Source organism: Ochrobactrum quorumnocens, from assembly GCF_002278035.1.
Lineage (GTDB): Bacteria > Pseudomonadota > Alphaproteobacteria > Rhizobiales > Rhizobiaceae > Brucella > Brucella quorumnocens.
This window is the reverse complement of sequence record NZ_CP022603.1, coordinates 1820408-1840125: the sequence shown is the minus strand read 5'-3', so window position 1 is coordinate 1840125 and position 19718 is coordinate 1820408. Positions and strand designations below refer to the sequence as shown.

The following is a 19718-nucleotide window of genomic DNA, read 5'->3' as shown; positions in this document are numbered from 1 at the left end:
CGTACTGCGGATAAAATTTCCGTGCCGAAACTTGTTGGCTGCGGCCCGTTTTCAACCACTCAAGTAGCCGCGATCTCAGCCTGGCCCGCTGGCGTGAAAGCGCGGTAGGTGTCGATTGCCTCCTGACCTGAATATTGTATCTCGAAATAGACAGGGAATTCCAGCAAGCCGAGCGAGAAGGCATCCGTTCTAATGAAAGCTTGCGTCTGTGGTGTAACCGAGGTGGGGTCGTTCAGCCGGTAAATCCCTGCGATCTCGATCCGCCCGGCCAGAAGGGGATGGTTCTTTGCGGCGTCCCGCACCCGCGCAACCCGCGCTTCCCAATCGTCCAAGGACGGAACAGAAAACCCGAAGTGCGGGAAGATTTGTGGCTGGCCGGATGTCTGTCGCCGGTATTCTTCCGCAGCGGCCTTGAAGCTGGCGTCGGCTACAATCGCGGCCTTCATGGCCTGCTCCAGTGCCAGTTGTGCTGGCCTGACCTCTGAGCAGTATATGACATTGTCGATCCCGTTGGCGTTTGCCGGATCAAGGGATGCGAAAAGGAACACCATATCCTTTCCACCAACGTTGGTCGTGAACTCCGCTACGAAAAAGCCAAGTATTTCGAATACTGCCCTCGCGACATCCTTGTCGCCAGGGCGGTGAACAGTTTCGATATGGTTGAGGCCAAGAGGTCGATCAATCATCTTCGTTTCTCCAATGGGGTTGTTCGTTCATTTACTTCGGTAGAGACTGCATGGCGCAATAGCTGAACACCATCGCCGGGCCGATCGTGGCTCCTGCGCCGGGATAAGATGTGCCCATCATCGAGGCGGTTGTATTACCAGAGGCGTAGAGCCCAATGATGGGTTTTCCATTGCGAAGGACTCTGCCAACGGCATCCGTTATCATGCCACCCTTTGTCCCGATGTCGCCCGGATAGATGCGGATCGCCCAAAAAGGACCTTTCTCGATCTTGCCCAGGTTGGGGTTCGGCAGCGCCGGATCGCCGTAATATTTATCGAAGGCAGAAACACCGCGTTGGAAGGCTTCATCATAATTGTTCTCAACGAAGCCGTTGAACCTGGTAATCTCCTCTTTTAGGGCGGCCACGGGGAGACTGCATTTGCGAGCGAGGGCGTCGAGCGTATCGGCTTTAATGAAATAACCCGATTCCAGCAGCTTCTTCGGCGTTATTCCGCCGGGATATTTGTTGAATAAATAGTTTTTACGATATCGACTGTCGGCGACAAGCCAGACAGGTGATTCCCTGTCTCTGTTCATCCCCCAAATGATACCGCCAACGGTCAGATAGTCCGCTGCCTCGTTAACAAATCGGCGACTGTCCTCATTGACCATGATGGAGTGGGGCATGTTACGCTCAATTGCCAACATGTCACTTCCTCCCTCCTGGTCGAGGACAGTCGGCATCCACCAAGCCGTGTCCATCAATCCCATGTCGGCACCTATGGTGAAGCCATCTTCAATGGCCTTGCCATCAAGCCCCGTAGGGGCCACGGAATGCACGGTCGGCAGATTGTGGTATTTTCTGCGCAGCCCGGCGTTTAGGGAAAAGCCTCCGGTGGCCAGCACCACGGCTTTGCGGGCTTTCACGACTATACGTTTGCCTTCCCGCGACACCTCCAACCCGACGGCTCGATCTTCATCGAAGAGGATCCTCTCGTAAGGCGCATTCAACCACAACTCGGCGCCGTGTTTTTCTGCAATGGTCCATAATCCGGCAACCAGCGACTTGCCGCGGGACAGAGGTGTGCGACCGGTGCCACGCCAAAAAGCATTCAGCATCATCACCCTTATAGCGGTGCTAAAGCCCTTCAGCGAATGAGTGACGAGCAGCATGTTCGGTGCCAGCGTGGTTGCGAATTCCACAGGCGGCATCGCATCAGACGTCCGCAGTGTTTTTAGCCACTTGCCAAGTTTTTTCCCGTTGAACAAGGCTGCTTCGAGCGTCCGCCCGATCTTGCCGCCCGGCTTTTCGGGATGGTAATCTGGATAGCGCGGGATCGAGACCCACGGGAAGCCAAGCCGCTCCAGATAGTCCACCATCTCGGGACCGCGATCCACAAAGGTTTCGAGGCGTGGCTGTGAAGTGGCAGGACCATGGTCACCGACCAGTTCTTGCAGGTAAGTGAGTGCCTCTTCGCGGCTGTCCTTCAGACCCTTTTCTCTGGCCGGGCGCGTGTTGGGAATCCAAACACCTCCGCCCGATATTGCGGAGGTGCCACCCCATTTGTCAGTGCTTTCCAACACCAGAACAGAAAATCCCCGCTCGGCCGCGGTCACCGCAGCAGTCAAGCCGGCGGCGCCGCTTCCGGCGATGACAACATCAAAAACGCATTCGTGTTGATTTTGGTACATTGAGGCTCCTTTCTCGTCACAATCTCCGCTGCGGCGTCTGCATAAGCGTGATTTTGGCGCTCCACATAAGTGTGTGCCATTGCAGCTAAGTCAGTCACGAACACGAACGGGGCATACGGCCATCGAACGACGAGATGACAATCATCCTGTCGGCTCACAATACGCAAACACCATGCCATCGCACTCCGAGCCGGTGCAGTTCCCGATAAGTGTCCGAAACGGTCTGGCGCTGGATCTTCGGTTTGATCGCTTTTCGTAAAGGTGGTCAGCTGTAAGTCAGACCGGCTGTTTGAAATGCACGGCGTTTGAAGCCCCCAACACGGGCGCGCTGGGCAAGATTGTGGGCTCACGTAACCCAGGTACGACGATTGACGGCAGAGCCGGAAGAATGTGGCTTGAAATTTCCAGCCTGTTGTCGAAGGTGCCGCGTGACGTCCAGTGGGGATCTCGCACCGCTTCTTCTAGCGTCAGCACCACCGAGCAGCATACTTCCCGCCCGGCAAAGGCCTCCATCCACTCCGAAGCATCCTTCGATATAATTCGTGATGCCACGGCATCGCGCGACGCAACCGGATTACGGCTGTCATCGGCAAGTTCGGGCGGGAGTTCCAGAACCGCGACGAAATTGGCCCAGAATTTATCCTCAAGCGGCGCAGCCGCAATATAGCGACCGTCGCGCGTACGATAGATATGATAGCGCGGTGAGCCTCCTGTAACCGTTTCTCCGCCAGTGACCGGCCACTGATCGAGAGCATTGGCATTGCCCAACGCCCAGTAGAGGAAAGGAAAGAGATTTTCGCCCATCGCGACATCAAGCCAAGCGCCCTCGCCCGTGCGGTCGCGACGGCGTAGGGCCAGTAGAATGTTGATGACTGCGGGATAAGTGCCGCCGGCAACATCGGCGGCCAGAATCGGAGGAAGGATTGGCGCACCATCAGAGCCGATAGTGAGACCAAGCACTCCGGTTTCCGCCAGATAATTGAGATCATGGCCAGCTTCCGTCGCTTTTGATCCGGACTGGCCCCACCCGGTGATCGAACAATAAATGATGTCCTTTTTGATTGCCTTGACAGCTTCGTAACCGAGACCAAGCCGTTCCATCACGCCCGGGCGGAACTGTTCGACAATCACATCGGCGCGTTGAATGAGCGGCAAGAGCATCTCCCGCGCACCAGATTTCTTCAAATCAATCTCAAGGCTCTCCTTGCCACGATTGAGAATCGCAAAATTGATGCTTTCTCCGTCGACCGCAGGCACATACGTTCGCATTTCGTCGCCCACATGCGGGCGCTCAATCTTGATCACATTCGCGCCCGCATCCCGCAGGATAAGCGTCGCCATAGGCCCGGGCAGCAAGGTGCTGAAATCAAGAACAAGAAGGTCTTTCAAGGGTGGTTCATTGGGATTGCTTTCAACCATAATCTATTGCCCGTTTTCGAGGTGGAGAGGTCGCAACCTTGCTATGGCCGGCAGGGGACAAGCTGGCGAAGTTGCAGGTTACGCTTTCGTTGTGCCGATGAGGGGATACGCATTTGGCTTCGATATTTCGCAACCGTTCGTCTCGCGACTCCCACCCCGTCGCGTTTCAGCATTGAGACAATTGCATCGTCCGACAGCACGTTGTCGGCCGTTTCTTCCGCGGTGAGTGTCTTGATCCGATGACGGATAACGGTCGACGCCAATTCTTCCTCGCCGTCTTCCGACCCGACCCCGTCAGAGAAAAACGATTTGAGGGCAAAAAGCCCGCGGTCGCAGAGCAGGCTTTTGTTGGCGATCGCCCGGCTGACCGTAGACTCGTGCACTTTTAATGCCAGAGCAATCTGCCGCTGGGACAACGGGCGAAATCCTTCGTCGCCAAGGCGAAAAAACTGCTCCTGATGACGCACTACCGCACTCGCTATTTTCAGCATTGTGACAGTCCGCTGATTGAGGTTGCGTACAAGATGACGTGCATCACGAAGGCAGTTGCGGAGAAACTCCTTCTCTTCGTTGCGGTTGGTCCTCAAAGATAGATCTTCATAATACTCCTGATCGAGCAGCAGACGAGGCAGGAGTTCCGGGTTCATTTCGACGCGGATGCGCTCACTGCCATGAGTCGTCACCAGAATGTCCGGCAACGCTGGGCAGACAGGATCAAGCTCAAAGGCACGCCCCGGCTTGGGCTCCAGTTGACGAAGTTGATGCAGTAGTTCTGACAGTTCATTCGTGGTGATCTGGCATCGACGACAAAGCTGAGCGACTTCACCGCGCTCAAGTATGTGGAGATTGTCAATCAATGCCGCCATGCTCTCGCTGACAGGCCCTTTATCGAGAAGCTGCAGAGAGAGGCACTCTTTTAGATTTCGTGCGCCAACGCCGACCGGCTCAAGCTTCTGCACTTCGTCAAGAGCGCGTTCGAGGTCACAAATAGGCAAATCTGTCAGATCAGCCATCTCGCCTATATCTTGCCGAAAATAGCCGTCGGGTTCCAGATAGTCGATAATAGTTTGAGCTGCTGCGAGTGTGTTCGCTGGCAGGCCAGCCAATGTCACTTGCTGCTGGAGATGTTCCCGTAGGCTGATCTGGTAGCGTAACACTGCTTCCAGAGAGTAGAGACGATCGCTATTGGCGGCGACCGCTGGGTTCGATTGCTGCCGCCCGGGGGTACTTAGACGAGACGGTGCGGTATCCGCATCCGGCGCGGGCTCCAAACTGAGCAAGGGATTGCGTTCGCATTGATCGTGCAGGAAATCCTCCAATTCGCCCTGCCCTAATTCCAGCATCTCAACTGCTTGTATCGCTTGCCGTGTCAACTGTTGCGTCTGGCGGACGCTCGCGTTGACCGTCATGTTAATATTCATCTTATCCTCCCGGCGCTTTTTCCAGCCGCCATTTCCCCTGACCGATCGCTCCCACGCGTTGATCGGACACCTTTACTCTGCAACATCCATGCCACCTCCTCTTCCGCCAGATTGTCGCATATTGCGTAGGTCAGCAAACCGGGTGTATGTCTTCAGTAAGAACAAATTCCGCCGACAACGATAGAACGTGTACGCGCGGGAGACAGGGAGGTTCTATGTCGGGTTCCGAAAATGGTATTCGCGGGTTAGCGTTGATTGATCCGAGCGGAAAGCTAGCCTTCCACTCGGGAGCCGCGTCCGATCCCCGGGTGCGAGCGATGTTATCTGACGCCGGATGGCTGAAAGAGGCGGAGGCTCGCAAGCTGGGGATTATAAGGCTTGTTGATGCAAATCATATCGTCCTCGTCGTCTCCTCACAAAAGACGCGAATTGCCATAATGCTGGGAGAAGCGGGAGAAACGTCATTACAATTCTTTCTCAATGTCGAGTTTGCCAACGACATCATTGAACATCTGCTAACAGACCCATTCGACGCCATGGCGGTAATTGACGCGAAAGAACGCTTGGTCTTTGTGTCACCAATCCACGAGAAGTTTTTCGGTCTAAAGGCTGGGGAAGGTGTGGGGAAGAAGGTCCGCGATGTGATTGAAAACACCAGGCTGCATCACGTTGTTCGAACTGGCGTCGCGGAAGTAGGCCAGATCCAGAAAATGAATGGACGCGAGAGGGTCGTTTCCCGTCATCCCATTCGACACAATGGCGACGTGGTTGGCGCGATCGGCCGGGTAATGTTCAAAGGCCCGCAGCAGGTGGAGGCGCTTTCGCGCCGCGTCAACACTCTCGAACGCGAAATTGAAACCTACCGCAATGAAGCGAAGGAACACTCGCGCGGCGAGAGTGCGCTTGAAGCGATCATCGGTCAAAGTCCCGCCGTGCTGAAACTTAGAGACCTGATCAGGAAAGTTGCTCCTCTCGACATCCCGGTATTGATCCAGGGCGAAAGCGGGACTGGTAAGGAACTTGTCGCCAAAGCGTTGCACATCATGAGTTCGCGCCGGGACAACCGGCTCGTAACGGTCAATGCTGCAGCCCTTCCCGCGCAGCTTGTCGAGAGCGAACTGTTTGGTTACGAACCGGGTTCCTTCACCGGCGCCGATCAGAAGGGTCGGTTGGGCAAGTTCGAGCAGGCAGACAAGGGTACAATCTTCCTCGACGAGATCGGCGATATGCCGATCGAGGTTCAGTCGAAGCTCTTGCGCGTCTTGCAGGATCGCGTCGTCGAGCGTGTCGGGGGTGATAAACCCAGGAAAGTTGACTTCCGTCTGTGCTCGGCAACCAACCGCAACCTCGAAGAGTCCGTCGAACAGGGGCAGTTTCGGCTGGACCTTTATTACAGAATAAGCCCGTTCGTTATCCCCATGCCGACGCTCGCCGAGCGCCTTGAGGACATCCCGCTCTTGGTCTCCTCGTTCGTCAATGAGTTGGCGGCACAATATGGCAAAGATGTTCCCGAGGTTGACAGCGATGTGTTCGATTATCTGACCGAACGACCATGGCCTGGAAACGTGCGCGAACTGCGCCATGTCGTGGAACGTGCCTTCGTATTCAGTGAGCACGGTCGCCTGCGACTTTCAAACTTTTCCGACGCGGCTGGGCAGCGAAAGCCTGAACCGGCGAAAGCGGAAGTGGTAATCAACGATGCGTCAGGCGGCACCTTGCGGACCGCACTGGATAGGTACGAGCACGACCTGATGACCGAGGCGATGGCGCGCTTTAACGGTAACAAAAAGAAGGTCGCCGAGCACCTCGGGATTTCACGAAGCTATCTCTACAAAAAGTTGGGAGAATAAGCTTCCCCCGCAGTCTTTTGGCATGCGTCTTGCGGTTCTCATAACGAAGAGACGCAAAGGAGAAGACTTTGGCTGGAACGGTCCGTGCAGAGAACCAAATGCCGTGGCGCCAACTGCCTCTTATTGATGCTGGAGTGGGGTGTGATTTCCTTTCCGGCTGCCGAGTGGTTGACCTGACGACTTCGATTGCCGGACCTTACGCGACGATGCTGCTGTCTGACTTTGGAGCCGAGGTCATCAAGGTCGAGCGTCCGGAGGGTGATGATGCTCGCGCATGGGGGCCTCCGTTTCTTGACGATCAGGCATTGTGGTTCACCGCCGTCAACCGCAACAAAAAGAGCGTCGTTCTCGACATCAGAAAAGAGGCAGGGCGGGCTGATTTGCTCGCGCTGATTGAAAGCGCCGACGTCGTCGTCACCAACCAGCCGCCGGATATCCAGCGCAAGTTCAACCTTGACTATGAGACGCTCAGCAAGATCAAGAGTAATCTCGTCTTCGTCTCGATCACGGGCTTCGGTCTGGACGGGGCCCGGTCGGAGCTCACATCGTACGATCTGATCGCCGAGGGATATTCCGGCATTATGGATGTGACTGGTGCCGCAGGCGGTGCACCCCAGAAAGTGGGCGCTCCCGCTGCGGATATGCTCGCAGGTCAGGATGCTGCAATGGCCGCCATGGCTGCACTCTTCTCTCGCCAAAAGACAGGTAAGGGTGCCAAGATCGATGTCAGTTTGGTTGAGAGCATGACGCGTCTGCTCGCATGCCGGATCATCAGTTATTTCGGTTCGGGAGAAGTGCCCATCCGGTCTGGGGGAACCGACAGCGTTATAGCGATTTATCAGAGTTTTGATACCGCCGACGAGCCGATCAACCTGGGCATCGGATCAAACGCCATCTGGACGCGGTTCTGGGCAGCAGTCGATGACGCTACCTGGGGCTCGCGAGCAGAATTTGCCACAAACGCAGCACGCCGGGATCATCGCGCAGAAATCGTCATCCGAATACAATCGATCCTTCGCACGAAAACACGGCAGGAATGGCTCGATCTTTTTGCCGGCGCGCGCGTTCCGGCGGGTCCGATCAATCGTGTCGATCAAACCGCACACGATGGTCCGCTGCAGGACCGTGGGATGTTTTTCACGCTGAAGGATGGTGACCGGCTCGTCCCGCAAGTCGGGCTCGGCATTCGTATAAATGATACCGCAGCTGTTCCCAGATCAGCTCCTCCGTTGCTTGGTCAACACACAGAGGAAGTTCTCTCTGAGCTGAAGCACAGTGAAACAATCACGAAAAGCACTTTGGATAGCAAAGATGACATACACGCAAATCACGTACGATGAAGACGGTCCAATTGGCACGATTACGTTGAACAGACCTGATAAAGGCAATATGTTCACCGAGACGATGTGCCATGAGATCAGAGATTGCATCGAAGCGATCCGACGCGAAACGCGCACTCGGGTGCTTGTTTTAACGGGTGCCGGCGATCGCTTTTTCTGTATTGGAGGTGAGAAATCCGGCATGGAGGATACGCGCCTCTATGCCGGCGTGCTCCCGACGTTGGAGATATACGAAGCGATTGACCGGCTGCAAAAGCCGGTGATTGCGTCGGTCAATGGCTTTGCTGTTGGCGGCGGCAACGTTCTGCAAATGGTTTGTGACGTCACCATTGCCAAGGAATCAGCGGTATTCAGGCAGGTCGGACCTATGATGGGCTCGTTCGATGCTGGTTACGGTACGTGGTACCTCGAGGATCTGGTCGGCAAAAAGCGGGCTAAGGAAATCTGGTACGCAAACCCGAAGATTTCTGCCACTGAGGCGAAGCAGATGGGGCTGATCAACCGTGTCGTTCCTGACTCCGAACTGAAAGAGCGCACCCGGGAGTTTGCACTTGAGATCGCTGAACGCGGCGCTTTTGCGCTTGCTTCAATCAAGGGCGCCTTCAATGCGCGTCACGGCGGTGTTGCCGGCTTGTCGCGTGTCACGCATGATTTGCTTCTCAGTCAGTATCTAACAACCGACGAGCACGATGAACTGAGTGCCTCGTTCAATGAAAAGCGGAAGCCTGACCCAACAAAATTCGGTCGCTAGAGGGAACGATGCGTCCACACCTCACATTGCACGATCCCACGACCGCTCGCACCTATTACGAGCAAGGTCTCTGGACGTCTGACACCTTCTACTCTCTTTTGCGGAAGCATGCCAACAACATGCCCTCCGCCAAAGCCCTTCGGGATGGCCGCATTCATCTGGACTGGCGCAGTCTCAAAGCAAGAGTCGATGCTCTTGCCGACGACTTCATTGAGCGCGAGATCGGTGCGGGCGACCGGGTTTCGATATGGATGTCAAATCGTGTCGAAGCGATTGTCACATTTCTTGCCTGTTCGCGCGTCGGTGCAGCCTGCAATCCGTCGCTCCATCGCACTTTCACCTGCGCCGAGGTGATCGACATGCTTACTGAATTACAGGTAAGTGCGCTCGTTACGGAAGACGGATGGGGAGCCGACGCTGACAGGCACGACATGTCCAGCATGCTCGAGAGACTGCCTTTCCTGAAGAAGGTCTATAAGCCGACAAACATGCCACTTTACATAACGCAATTGCAGGAGACCTATCACGCCAATTCCGACACGGTATCCTACCTTGCATTCACGTCCGGAACTACCGGCCGACCGAAGTGTGTGATGCACTCGTCCAATACGATTCTGGCCAACGCCAGAGACTTGAGCCGGGAGTGGAAGATTTCGGGCAGCGATGTGATACTTACGTTAAGTCCGCTTTCACATCACATCGCCTGGGTGGCCGTGGGGCAATGGCTGGTCATTGGGGCGGAGCTTGTGGTCGATGACCCTCCAAGCGGGTTGAGCCGGTTGGACTGGATCATTGAAACAAACGCATCTTACGTTTTGGGGGTGCCGACTCACGCAATGGATATTCTCGCCGAGCAGCAATTGCGCGGTATAAAAGATCTCGGTTCCGTGCGCATTTTCTATATGGCCGGGGCACCTATTCCCGATGCCATCGCACGCGCGTTCTCGCAGCAGGGTATTTCACCTCAGAACGTTTACGGGATGACCGAAAACTCGTCGCATCAATTCACGCATCCGGGCGATCCGCTCAATATTGCCGTATCGACCTGTGGTCGTGGCGGTCGATCCTACGAAGTCAAAATCTGGGATCCCGAGAACATTGACCGTGAACTGCCGCAGGGCGCTACGGGCGAGATCGGTGGCCGCGGTGCGGCACTGATGCTTGGCTATTTCGGGGATCAACGCTCGACCGAGCAAGTCTTCAACAAGCACGGCTACATGATGTCGGGAGACCTCGGCTCGCTTGATGCCTTGGGTAATCTTCGGATTGAAGGGCGCTTGAAAGATGTCATCATTCGCGGTGGCCACAATATCTACCCGTCACGCATCGAAGCAATGGCGCTGACCCATCCCAACATTTCCGGTGCAGCCGTTTTTCCTGTGCGAAATGATCGCCTCGGCGAGCAAGTGTGTCTGGCGACGATAGGCAAGGTCTCGTCCAGCGATCTGCTCAAACATCTGGCTCAGGAAGGTCTGTCCAAGTTCGATATGCCTGAATGGCATGTCGCCATGGAAAGCTTTCCGCTAACCACCAGCGGGAAAGTTCTTAAACGGCGCCTGATCGAGATGGCCGGAAACGCCGAGATCACGCCATTACCAGTTCGATTTCAAGCGAGGAACAAGCGTTGACGACTCATGTAAAACTCGAGCGACTGGATGAGTTTGCGCTACTGACGCTCGACCGCGCCGATGCACTCAATGCCCTTTCGTTTGATATCCTTGGCCAGATCGGTGAGGCGATCGATGAAGCCGCTTCTCTTTCTGACATTCGTGCATTGTTGCTGACCGGCGCCGGCGACCGGGCCTTTTGTGCGGGTGCTGACATAAAGGAACTGCGCAACAGATCGCTCGCGGAGCAATTGCGCGGATCTGAACTTGGTCAGAGCATCTTCTCGAAGCTCGATCGTTTTCCAGTGCCCTCCGTGGCACTTGTTGAAGGCTATGCGTTCGGCGGTGGCATGGAGTTCGCCCTGGCGGCAACATTTCGTCTCTGCTCGCCCAATGCGGTTTTTGGTCTGCCTGAGGTCAAGCTTGGACTTATTCCAGGATATGGTGGCACTCAAAGATTGCCCCGATTGATCGGCGAAGGACGCGCCCTGGAAATGATCCTCACTGGGCGTTCGGTGAAAGCGGAGGAAGCCGCCCAGATTGGCCTTGTCCATCAGGTTGTGGAGGGCAATCTGATGGATGCCGGTCTCGCCTTCGCGCGCCGCTTCTCGGGTTTCAGTTTGCCAGCTCTCAACTTCGCCCGCCGCGCGATACAGCGCGCCGGCGATCTTACGCTTCACGAAGGCCTGCAAGTCGAGGCGGAGCTTTCGACAATGGCGTACCGCACTGCTGACGCAGAAGAGGGTATGGCAGCTTTCGAAGAAAAACGTAAACCGGAGTTCAAGGATGCCTGAGGGTCAGATAATTGTTACCGGAGGTTCGAAAGGCATTGGGCTTGCCATCGCAGGCGAACTGATCCGCCGGGGTCGCGATGTCGTTTGCCTATCCCGGTCTGGCGACGGCACTGCGGGTCATCAGATCAGGTGTGACATGACGGACGAAGAAGCTGTCAGGCAGGCAATGGTCACAATCGCCGAGCGCGGTCCCATCGCCGGATTGGTGAATAACGCTGGCGTCCACACCAGTGCGCCCGCAGCCGCTGTCACCGTGGCCGACTTTAACAGGACGATCGCATTGAACGCGACGGCTGTCATGGTTGCCGCTCGCGAGGTCTTTCCGCACCTCAAAGACAATGGTGGCACCATCATCAACATAGGGTCCTTCTTTGACCGCATCGGCGCACCAGACAATCTTGCATACTGCGCTTCAAAAGCAGCGGTGGGGGCAATGACCAGGGTTATGGCGGTTGAGTGGGCGCGCCACAGTATTGGCGTCATAAACGTCGCTCCGGGATACATTGAGACGGACTTGAACAGAGATTACCTCGCGAAGGCCAAGGTGCAGGCATGGATGGGGTCACGCATTCCAACCGGCGCCCCTGGAAAGCCCCACAGCGTAGCCCAGCTCGTTGCATCACTGATAATCGAGAACATTGCGTATCTTACCGGCGAGACCATCTACATCGACGGCGGCCAAGGAATTAATCACTGATGAAGCTATACCAACAGATTTCCGATGCCCGGCGTTGGACCGACATCGAACAACAGATGCTGGAACAAGTTCAGCGGGTTTCAGACAGGGTTATCGCCCCCAATGCTGCTCATATTGATCGCACAGGCGAGTTCCCTTGGCAGAACATCAAGGCACTCAACGATTTGGGACTTAATGCCATTTTTGTCCCCGAGGCATTCGGGGGGGTTCCCATGTCATATGCTCTTTATCTCGAGATTGTCTCGATCATCTCAGAAGCATGTGCCTCCACGGGCATCATCTATGCGACGAACTTCCATGGTATGAAGCCTTTGGTTCAGTTCGGTAACCTCGAGCAGCAAGAACGTCTGTTACCCAGAATTGCGGAAGGGGGGCTTGGTGCCCTTGCGATTACTGAGCCCTCGGCAGGTTCGGACGCAACCGGCATGAAAACAAGCTTCACACCTGATGGCGATGAGATCATCATTCGCGGATCGAAGACATTCATCTCCAACGGCGACGTTGCGGATCTTTACCTGCTTTTTGGCAAGTGGGCGGAAATCGATGATCCTAAAAAGGCGATCTCGGTCCTGATATTCGAGAAGGGCACGCCTGGCTTCTCCGTAGTTTCGAAAGAACACAAAATGGGCCATAACGGCTCATCGACCTGCACAATCGCTTTCGATGATTGCCGTGTCCCGCGCGCCAACCTGATTGGTGTGCCGGGCGACGGCCTAAAGATTCTTTTCGCATCGCTTAACAAGTCGCGACCTTCGATCGCGGCTCATGCACGTGGAATTGCACGTGCGGCATTCAAAGACATGATCGCCTATGGAAATGAGCGGGCGCAAGGGGGCAAACGCGTTCTCGAGTATCAGGGCAACCAATTCACCCTTGCTGATCTCGCATGCGAGCTTGTCATGGTTGAACGGTGGATCGACCATGTTGCAGCCCTGGTTGACGAGGGCGAAGAGGATATCGGACTGGCCGCGTCAGTCGCCAAATTGAGAGCGAGCGACCTGGCGATGAAAATGACGATCGAATGCGTCCAGTTCTATGGCGGGTACGGCTACTGCCAGGACTATCGCGCGGAACGTTTGATGCGTGACGCGAAAATCACCCAGATCTGGGAAGGCACCAATCAAATTCACAGGCAGCTGATAGGACGGAGTTTCGTTTCCAAATGAGTAAAATCTTGAGGGTTGGCGTATGTGGTGCTGGCGGCACGATGGGAAGCGGTATCGCAAGAGTTGCAGCGCGCGCCGGGTATGAGACGATATGCTTCGATCAGTCGATCGAGGGCCTGACACATGCGCGAGCCCAGGCTGAGAGGTTCTTCTCCAAATCCGTCGAACGTGGCCGCATGACGGCAGCTCAGCAAACTGAGATCATGCGGCGTATGAAGGACGAAACGGATCTGAGCGCGCTGACCGAGTGTGACCTGATCGTTGAAGCCATATTCGAGGATCTTGATGCGAAACGGCAACTGTTTTCGCGTCTTGACGCGATATGCAAGCCGGAGACGATCTTCGCTTCAAACACCTCCACCCTGTCGATCACCGAAATCGCCAGCGGCTGCGGTCGCGAAGACCGGGTCGTGGGTATGCACTTTTGCCTGCCTGCTGAACTGATGAAACTGATCGAAATGTCGCGAGGCATCAATACCTCTGATGAAACTTTTCGGGCTGCGCGGGCCTGGACCGAAGCCGCTGGACAACTGCCGATCGAAACCCAGGACAAGCCAGGATTTATCCTGAACGCATTGCTGGTTCCTTTCAACAACGACGTCCTGCGCGCGATCGAGGCCGGGCTGTGCGCACCTGAGGACATTGATACCGCAATATGTGTAGCGCTCGGCTACAAAATGGGTCCATGCACGCTGCTGGACCTGATTGGTCTCGATACACAAATACGTCTGGGGGAGGCTTTCCATCCCATCACGCAGGATCCTCGTGCGGCTGTGCCTCCCATCCTGAGACGAATGGTAGCGGCCGGTCGTCTTGGAAACAAGTCTGGCAGAGGCTTGTTGACCGGCCAGCAGCGTGCTCCCTCAACTGAGGCTAAATCCTTCTCGATAGAATCAGAAAACGAGAGCCGTTCATTTCCGTTGGGCGATGCATTTTTGACCAGAGCCACTGATGGTGGAGAGGTTACTGTATGCCTCGGCGGAGCATTTTCACCTGCCCCTGCGAAAGTTGCGGTAATCGTTGAACTGGGCACCGAATGCCTCGGCTTCCACACAGGAGAGGATTCGGGTCGTGAAGGCTCCAACGTCGTAGGATTTGCGCGATATAGAAACGGTTCAGATGCACCTTCAAATCTGATAGAAATTGCACGTCAACCGAAAACCTCTGCGGCAGCGGTGGATAGTGCTCGAGCAATATTCGAGCAGGCAGGTTTTCGAACAGTAATCTGTGCAGATTTGCCCGGACGCATCGTGGATCGATTGGTTCGTCCGAAATACAATGATGCGTTGCGATTTCTCGATGAAGGCCTCGCCTCGGCCGAGGACATGGACAAGACATGTTGCCTGGGCCTCGGATATCCAGACGGCCCGATTGAGCGGGTAACACGAGGTGGCCTCTCGCGTCATTTCGATGTATCGGCCGCAATCCACCGTATGACGGGATTGCCTGGATATGCACCCGCCCGAGCGGCAGTGGTCGCGGCCGATCGACAGCAAAACCGCCGATAACCTCTCCCTTGAGGGCAACAGTCGTCCATGCGCATAAGCAGCATTCGGAAATAAAGCGTGGCTGAGAATTCAACCGTAATGAGATAATTTGGTGGATAATCGTATGTTTACTGTCGCAGTCGTTGGAACTGGTGCCATGGGCCGCGGTATCATTCAATGGGCCGCAGAGGCGGGAGCAAAAGTCATCGCTTTCGATCAGCGAAAGGGTGCTGCAACAGAAGCCTGTAATTTTGTTTCGGACATGTTCGGACGAGCAGTTTCAAAGGGGCGAATGTCTGCCGAACAAAGGCATGACGCCATGGAGCGTATACAGATTGCCGATGAACTCGGTGACCTTGCGTCGTCCGATATCGTGGTTGAAGCAATTCTAGAAGATCTTAAAACCAAACGTGATCTCTTCATGACGCTGGAGCAGGTCGTCTCCGACGACACAATTCTGTGCACGAATACATCATCTTTGTCGGTCACCAGTTGCGCCACGGGTTGTCGAGTCCCCGAACGAGTGGCAGGCCTGCACTTCTTCAATCCGGTACCTTTGATGAAGGTAGTGGAAATCATCAAGGGCGAACTGACAGAACAGAGAGTCATTGATCGACTGTTCGCATTGGTCGCAGCGACCAGTCATCATCCGGTAATCTGCGCGGACACGCCAGGTTTCGTGGTTAATCATGCGGGACGAGGGCTTGTTACTGAAGGCTTACGCATCGTTCAGGAGGGCGTTGCGACATTCGCGGATGTCGACCGCGTGATGAGGGAGTCTGCCGGGTTCCCTATGGGGCCTTTCGAACTCTTCGATCTTACGGGGCTTGATGTCTCCAGTCGTGTGCTGCGGGAAATCTACGACGCCTTTTTCCAGGATCCACGTTATCGTCCCTCCCCCCTCGTTTACCGCCGTGTCGAAGCAGGACTGCTCGGCCGTAAGGCTGGACGGGGCTTTTATCAATATGACAACGGCAGAAAGGTCGAGCCAGATGAGCAGTATTGCGGCTTGGAATCGAGTGGAACTGTATTCGTTGACCCAACAAACTCCTCCATCGAGATGACCCTTTCAAAGCTGCTGACGGCCGGCGGTCTGATCAAGGCGAACTCGGCAGAGGAAGCGACTGCTGTCGTTCTGGCACCCTACGGGCTGGATGCTACAACAGCGGCGTTAGCTGCTGGATATGACCCTACCAAGGTAGTGGCCATCGATCCACTTCACCTGGAAACCTACAAGGACGGCGGACGGCTCACTCTCATGCCGACCCCTGCGACTGGATCGGCAACCGAGATCGTGAATGCGGCACTTCTGAAAGCAGGTGCCAAGGTGACGCGGATTTCGGACTCTCCGGGCTTCATTGCGCAGCGCACGATCGCGACAATTGTAAATATCGCCTGCGAGATTGCCCAGCAACGGGTCGCTGTTCCCAACGATATCGATGCAGGCGTCAGGCTCGGCCTGGGATACCCCAAGGGGCCCTTGAGCTTGGGCGACTTTATTGGTCCTGCACGGATAATGCACATACTCGTTCGCCTGCTGGAGCAGACTGGCGACCCGCGTTATCGGCCAAGCCTTTGGCTTCGTCGTCGGGCCGCATTGAACATTTCCCTGACAACACCCGAGTAGAGATATCTCATGCGCGACACAGTAATTTGCGAACCTGTTCGCACCCCGGTCGGCCGATTTGGCGGCCAGTTCCGCGCATTGGCAGCGCAAGAGCTTGGCGCAACCGTGGTGCGCGCGTTACTTGAAAGAACGGGTTTTCCTGCAGACCGCATCGATGATGTGATTTTCGCACAATGTTACCCGACAATGGATGCTCCAGCGGTTGGCCGAGTCATCGCGCTTGACGCCGGTTTACCTGTGGAAGTCCCCGGGTGGCAGCTTGATCGACGGTGTGGATCGGGACTTCAAGCGGTGATCAATGCCAGCATGCAGGTCGCGACAGGTGCATCCGATGTGGTCCTAGCGGGCGGCACAGAGTCAATGAGCAATGCACCCTTTTATTCCAATAGCGCGCGGTGGGGGGTAAAGTCAGCGTCGATGCAGTTTTATGATGCTCTCGCGAAAGGCCGAGTTACCGCTGGCGGGAAGAACTATCTTGTTCCTGATGGAATGGTCGAAACTGCAGAAAATTTGCGAAGGATATACCACATTCCGCGAGATCAACAGGATGAGTTTGCCTTCAATTCACATCTCAAGGCGGTCGCTGCGCAGGAATCAGGGCGATTTGATGATGAGATCATCCCAGTCACGGTGAGAGACCGCAAGGGAGCCTTTCTTTTTACCCGCGACGAGCATCCCCGTCCCGAGACAACAGTTGCGTCTCTAGGCCTTCTGAAGCCGATTTTGAGCGGAATTGATCCGGAAGCGACAGTTACGGCGGGTAACGCCAGCGGACAAAATGACGGCGCCTCGGCTGCAATTGTCACGACGAGGGCAATTGCTGATCAATTTGGCCTGAAGGCCTTCGCGCGCCTCGTTTCTTGGGGTGCCGCCGGTGTGGCACCCAACGCTATGGGTATTGGACCCGTGCCCGCAACTTCACGTGCGCTTCATAAGGCTGGACTGAAGCTTTCTGATATGGATCTCATTGAGTTGAATGAAGCCTTTGCGTCACAAGTGCTGGCGTGCACGCAGGAGTGGCAATTTCGCAAAGACGACTTTGAACGTCTCAACGTTAATGGCTCCGGTATCTCGTTGGGCCATCCGCTCGCGGCGACAGGCGGAAGGATACTTGCCACGCTCTTACGTGAGATGGACCGCCGTGGTGTGCGATATGGCTTGGAGACCATGTGTATCGGGGGCGGGCAAGGGATTGCGGCAATCTTTGAAAGCGTACAAGATTAGTTTTTCAACGAGCCCCTCCAGAATTTCAGCGAATTCAACCAGCCTTTCAGTCACAGCATGACGCGGATGCCTTTTGCTTGCGTGTTTCAGTAATTCCCGGACAGTTTCTTCACTAAATAGCGGACACGTGTTTCAGTAATTAGCGGACAGTGATTTCGCTAATATGCGGACAGTTTTTGAAGTGTGTTTTGCGATCGCCACGCAGCATGATTTCCTTATGGTTTTTCCATGGAGTTTTCATGCCGCGCAGGAAGCAAGCGAGACGTATCAACGTGAAGGACATACGATCAATTCTGCGCCTGAGCTATGAGCAAGGGCTATCTGTTCGTGAGATTTCGGAACGGCTTGAAATCGGAAAGACTGCCGTCAGTACGTATCTGCTGCGTGCCCGTGAAGCTGGTATCTGCAGTTGGCCATTATTGTCTGCCTATGAGAATGATAATGCGCTGGAACAACTTGTGTTCAAGCGTGCGGGACGACCGCCTCAGGATTTGAGCATTCCGGATTGGAGCACGATTGCTCGTGAACTTAAACGCAAGGGCGTAACATTAACATTGCTTTGGCAGGAGTACCGGCAAGCGCATCCTGATGGATACGGCTTCACATGGTTTTGTACCAACTACGCCGCTTTTGCTTGCAAGATAAACCCGTCCTATCGCAACCGTCATGAGGCGGGTGCTGTAATGCAGACAGATTATGCTGGGCAAACGCTACCATTGATTGATCCGAAGACCGGAGAAATATGTCAAGCGCAGGTATTTGTCGCAGTACTTCCTGCTTCCAATTTGACCTTTGCCTATGCCAGTCTTAGCCAGAAGCTACCTGATTGGATCGAGGGGCAGATTAGAGCTCTGTCGTTCTTTGGCGGCGTTCCTAAAACGATTGTCTGCGACAATCTTATACCAACGCTCATTGATTAGTACCGATGCGCCCAATCCCTTAACCCGATGGAAGCGATATTCCATGGATCTGCAATAAGGCTTCGCCATGCCTTGCAACAGTGCTCGATAATCTCCTCGTAAGTTTCGAAGATGATATTTGAAAGCCAGTTGTCGCGCATGAACTGCCAGATATTTTCCATTGGGTTGAGTTCTGGCGATTTGGCTGGTAGCGGCAACAGCGTGATGTTGTCAGGTATGATGAGTTTATCCGTGAGATGCCATCCCGCCTGATCAAGGATCAGGACAGCATGGGCTCTGCGTCCGACATGCCGTGATATTTCTACAAGATGCTCATTCATGGCATGGGTATCACACCAAGGCATCACGAGGGCGGCACCTTTGCCCCACTTTGGGCAAATCGCGCCAAAGATATATGCAGAACGTGTCCTTTGATCCTGTGGGGCACTTGGTCTCGTGCCACGCCTGGCCCATCGACGGGTGAGTTTGGTCTTCTGTCCAACACGGGCCTCGTCCTGGAACCATATCTCTATTTCTTTGCCTTTGGCCTGACATTTGCGGATTTCTGCCAAAGCGGCTGGGAAGTTTTTTTAAAAGCATCGATTGCCTTGCTATCCTGCGCATGATGTCTGGGGCGTGCAGATAACTTGCGATAGCCCATGATGCGAAGTTCCCGGCCGACCGTCTGACGGCTTGCAGTAATATTGAACTCCTTCTCGATCCAGCGCACCAAATCACACAAACGCCAGCGCACAATTCCATCCAGTTCAAATTGTGGGCCGCTATCAACCAATGAGGTCAGTGCCTTGCGTTGTTCTTCATTGAGAAGCGCCTTGCGCCCCGGTGCTTTACCAGTCTCCAGTCCTGCCGGCCCTTTCGCGTTAAAGCGCAAGACCCAATCCCGGATGATTTGTAATCCAACGCCGCCAAAGCGAGCAGCATCACTGCGCCGCCCACCGTCATAAATAATAGACAAGGCCAGAAGACGACGCGTACATGCCGCTTCCTTGTGTTGTTTGGCTAAAGTCCGAAGATGGTCACCAGTGAAATCCGTTCGCAATCTTATCGCTCCGCCCAT

At 55.0% G+C, this 19718-nt stretch carries 15 protein-coding genes and 1 pseudogene; 11 read left to right on the top strand and 5 right to left on the bottom strand.

Features of this window, described 5'->3' with window-relative positions:
- Window positions 1-59: 59 nt before the first annotated feature.
- The 4 genes from CES85_RS08660 to rpoN all read right to left on the bottom strand — a co-directional run bounded on the left by CES85_RS08660 (window position 60) and on the right by rpoN (window position 5198).
- Window positions 60-686, bottom strand: coding sequence for a hypothetical protein (locus CES85_RS08660; RefSeq protein WP_095445492.1), 627 nt, complete (start codon window positions 684-686; stop codon window positions 60-62).
- Between the two features lie 31 nt (window positions 687-717).
- Entirely contained in the window at window positions 718-2358 is a 1641-nt protein-coding gene (locus tag CES85_RS08655; protein ID WP_095445491.1) for an FAD-dependent oxidoreductase, read from the bottom strand.
- Window positions 2359-2634: 276 nt separating this feature from the next.
- Window positions 2635-3777: a CaiB/BaiF CoA transferase family protein gene (locus tag CES85_RS08650; protein ID WP_095445490.1), complete on the bottom strand. Its 1143-nt coding sequence runs from the start codon at window positions 3775-3777 to the stop codon at window positions 2635-2637.
- 41 nt (window positions 3778-3818) lie between these two features.
- A complete protein-coding gene (gene rpoN, locus CES85_RS08645) occupies window positions 3819-5198 on the bottom strand; it encodes an RNA polymerase factor sigma-54 (protein ID WP_095445489.1) in 1380 nt (459 codons plus the stop codon).
- 215 nt (window positions 5199-5413) lie between these two features.
- Here rpoN and CES85_RS08640 point away from each other — a divergent pair, with 215 nt between their 5' ends.
- The 11 genes and pseudogenes from CES85_RS08640 to CES85_RS08590 all read left to right on the top strand — a co-directional run.
- A complete protein-coding gene (locus CES85_RS08640; RefSeq protein ID WP_095445488.1) occupies window positions 5414-7048 on the top strand; it encodes a sigma-54 interaction domain-containing protein in 1635 nt (544 codons plus the stop codon).
- Window positions 7049-7116: 68 nt separating this feature from the next.
- Complete coding sequence (locus CES85_RS08635) at window positions 7117-8388, top strand: CaiB/BaiF CoA transferase family protein (protein WP_244923183.1); 1272 nt, start codon at window positions 7117-7119, stop codon at window positions 8386-8388.
- Window positions 8360-9139, top strand: a complete 780-nt coding sequence (locus CES85_RS08630; protein WP_095445487.1) for an enoyl-CoA hydratase-related protein — start codon at window positions 8360-8362, stop codon at window positions 9137-9139. The genes CES85_RS08635 and CES85_RS08630 overlap by 29 nt, the downstream gene beginning before the upstream one ends.
- An 8-nt stretch (window positions 9140-9147) precedes the next feature.
- Window positions 9148-10767 carry a class I adenylate-forming enzyme family protein gene (locus CES85_RS08625; protein ID WP_095445486.1) on the top strand — a complete coding sequence of 540 codons (1620 nt, stop codon included), beginning with the start codon at window positions 9148-9150 and terminating at the stop codon, window positions 10765-10767.
- A complete protein-coding gene (locus CES85_RS08620) occupies window positions 10764-11540 on the top strand; it encodes an enoyl-CoA hydratase/isomerase family protein (protein WP_095445485.1) in 777 nt (258 codons plus the stop codon). The genes CES85_RS08625 and CES85_RS08620 overlap by 4 nt, the downstream gene beginning before the upstream one ends.
- Entirely contained in the window at window positions 11533-12237 is a 705-nt protein-coding gene (locus CES85_RS08615; RefSeq protein ID WP_095445484.1) for an SDR family NAD(P)-dependent oxidoreductase, read from the top strand. The genes CES85_RS08620 and CES85_RS08615 overlap by 8 nt, the downstream gene beginning before the upstream one ends.
- Window positions 12237-13403 carry an acyl-CoA dehydrogenase family protein gene (locus tag CES85_RS08610; RefSeq protein WP_095445483.1) on the top strand — a complete coding sequence of 389 codons (1167 nt, stop codon included), beginning with the start codon at window positions 12237-12239 and terminating at the stop codon, window positions 13401-13403. Before CES85_RS08615 ends, CES85_RS08610 begins: the two co-directional genes overlap by 1 nt.
- A complete protein-coding gene (locus CES85_RS27785; protein ID WP_095445482.1) occupies window positions 13400-14911 on the top strand; it encodes a 3-hydroxyacyl-CoA dehydrogenase NAD-binding domain-containing protein in 1512 nt (503 codons plus the stop codon). The genes CES85_RS08610 and CES85_RS27785 overlap by 4 nt, the downstream gene beginning before the upstream one ends.
- 103 nt (window positions 14912-15014) lie before the next feature.
- Window positions 15015-16517 (top strand): 3-hydroxyacyl-CoA dehydrogenase, encoded by a 1503-nt coding sequence (locus CES85_RS08600; RefSeq protein ID WP_208636267.1) that lies wholly within the window; start codon window positions 15015-15017, stop codon window positions 16515-16517.
- A 9-nt stretch (window positions 16518-16526) separates the two neighbouring features.
- Window positions 16527-17741, top strand: a complete 1215-nt coding sequence (locus tag CES85_RS08595) for an acetyl-CoA C-acetyltransferase (RefSeq protein WP_095445480.1) — start codon at window positions 16527-16529, stop codon at window positions 17739-17741.
- Between the two features lie 239 nt (window positions 17742-17980).
- Window positions 17981-18640, top strand: a pseudogene (locus CES85_RS08590) (sigma factor-like helix-turn-helix DNA-binding protein); the annotation flags it as partial.
- 17 nt (window positions 18641-18657) lie between these two features.
- Here CES85_RS08590 and CES85_RS08585 read toward each other — a convergent pair.
- Window positions 18658-19718, bottom strand: a protein-coding gene (locus CES85_RS08585; protein WP_095445479.1) for an IS630 family transposase whose coding sequence is annotated in 2 segments (ribosomal slippage) — window positions 18658-19226 and window positions 19226-19718 — 1062 coding nt in all. Because the reading frame shifts where the segments join, the coding sequence is not laid out codon by codon here.

Coding starts and splice junctions, on each gene's coding strand:
- CES85_RS08660 (WP_095445492.1), bottom strand. CDS start 686: ATGATTGATCGACCTCTTGGCCTCAACCATATCGAAACTGTTCACCGC.
- CES85_RS08655 (WP_095445491.1), bottom strand. CDS start 2,358: ATGTACCAAAATCAACACGAATGCGTTTTTGATGTTGTCATCGCCGGA.
- CES85_RS08650 (WP_095445490.1), bottom strand. CDS start 3,777: ATGGTTGAAAGCAATCCCAATGAACCACCCTTGAAAGACCTTCTTGTT.
- rpoN (WP_095445489.1), bottom strand. CDS start 5,198: ATGAATATTAACATGACGGTCAACGCGAGCGTCCGCCAGACGCAACAG.
- CES85_RS08640 (WP_095445488.1), top strand. CDS start 5,414: ATGTCGGGTTCCGAAAATGGTATTCGCGGGTTAGCGTTGATTGATCCG.
- CES85_RS08630 (WP_095445487.1), top strand. CDS start 8,360: ATGACATACACGCAAATCACGTACGATGAAGACGGTCCAATTGGCACG.
- CES85_RS08625 (WP_095445486.1), top strand. CDS start 9,148: ATGCGTCCACACCTCACATTGCACGATCCCACGACCGCTCGCACCTAT.
- CES85_RS08615 (WP_095445484.1), top strand. CDS start 11,533: ATGCCTGAGGGTCAGATAATTGTTACCGGAGGTTCGAAAGGCATTGGG.
- CES85_RS08610 (WP_095445483.1), top strand. CDS start 12,237: ATGAAGCTATACCAACAGATTTCCGATGCCCGGCGTTGGACCGACATC.
- CES85_RS27785 (WP_095445482.1), top strand. CDS start 13,400: ATGAGTAAAATCTTGAGGGTTGGCGTATGTGGTGCTGGCGGCACGATG.
- CES85_RS08600 (WP_208636267.1), top strand. CDS start 15,015: ATGTTTACTGTCGCAGTCGTTGGAACTGGTGCCATGGGCCGCGGTATC.
- CES85_RS08595 (WP_095445480.1), top strand. CDS start 16,527: ATGCGCGACACAGTAATTTGCGAACCTGTTCGCACCCCGGTCGGCCGA.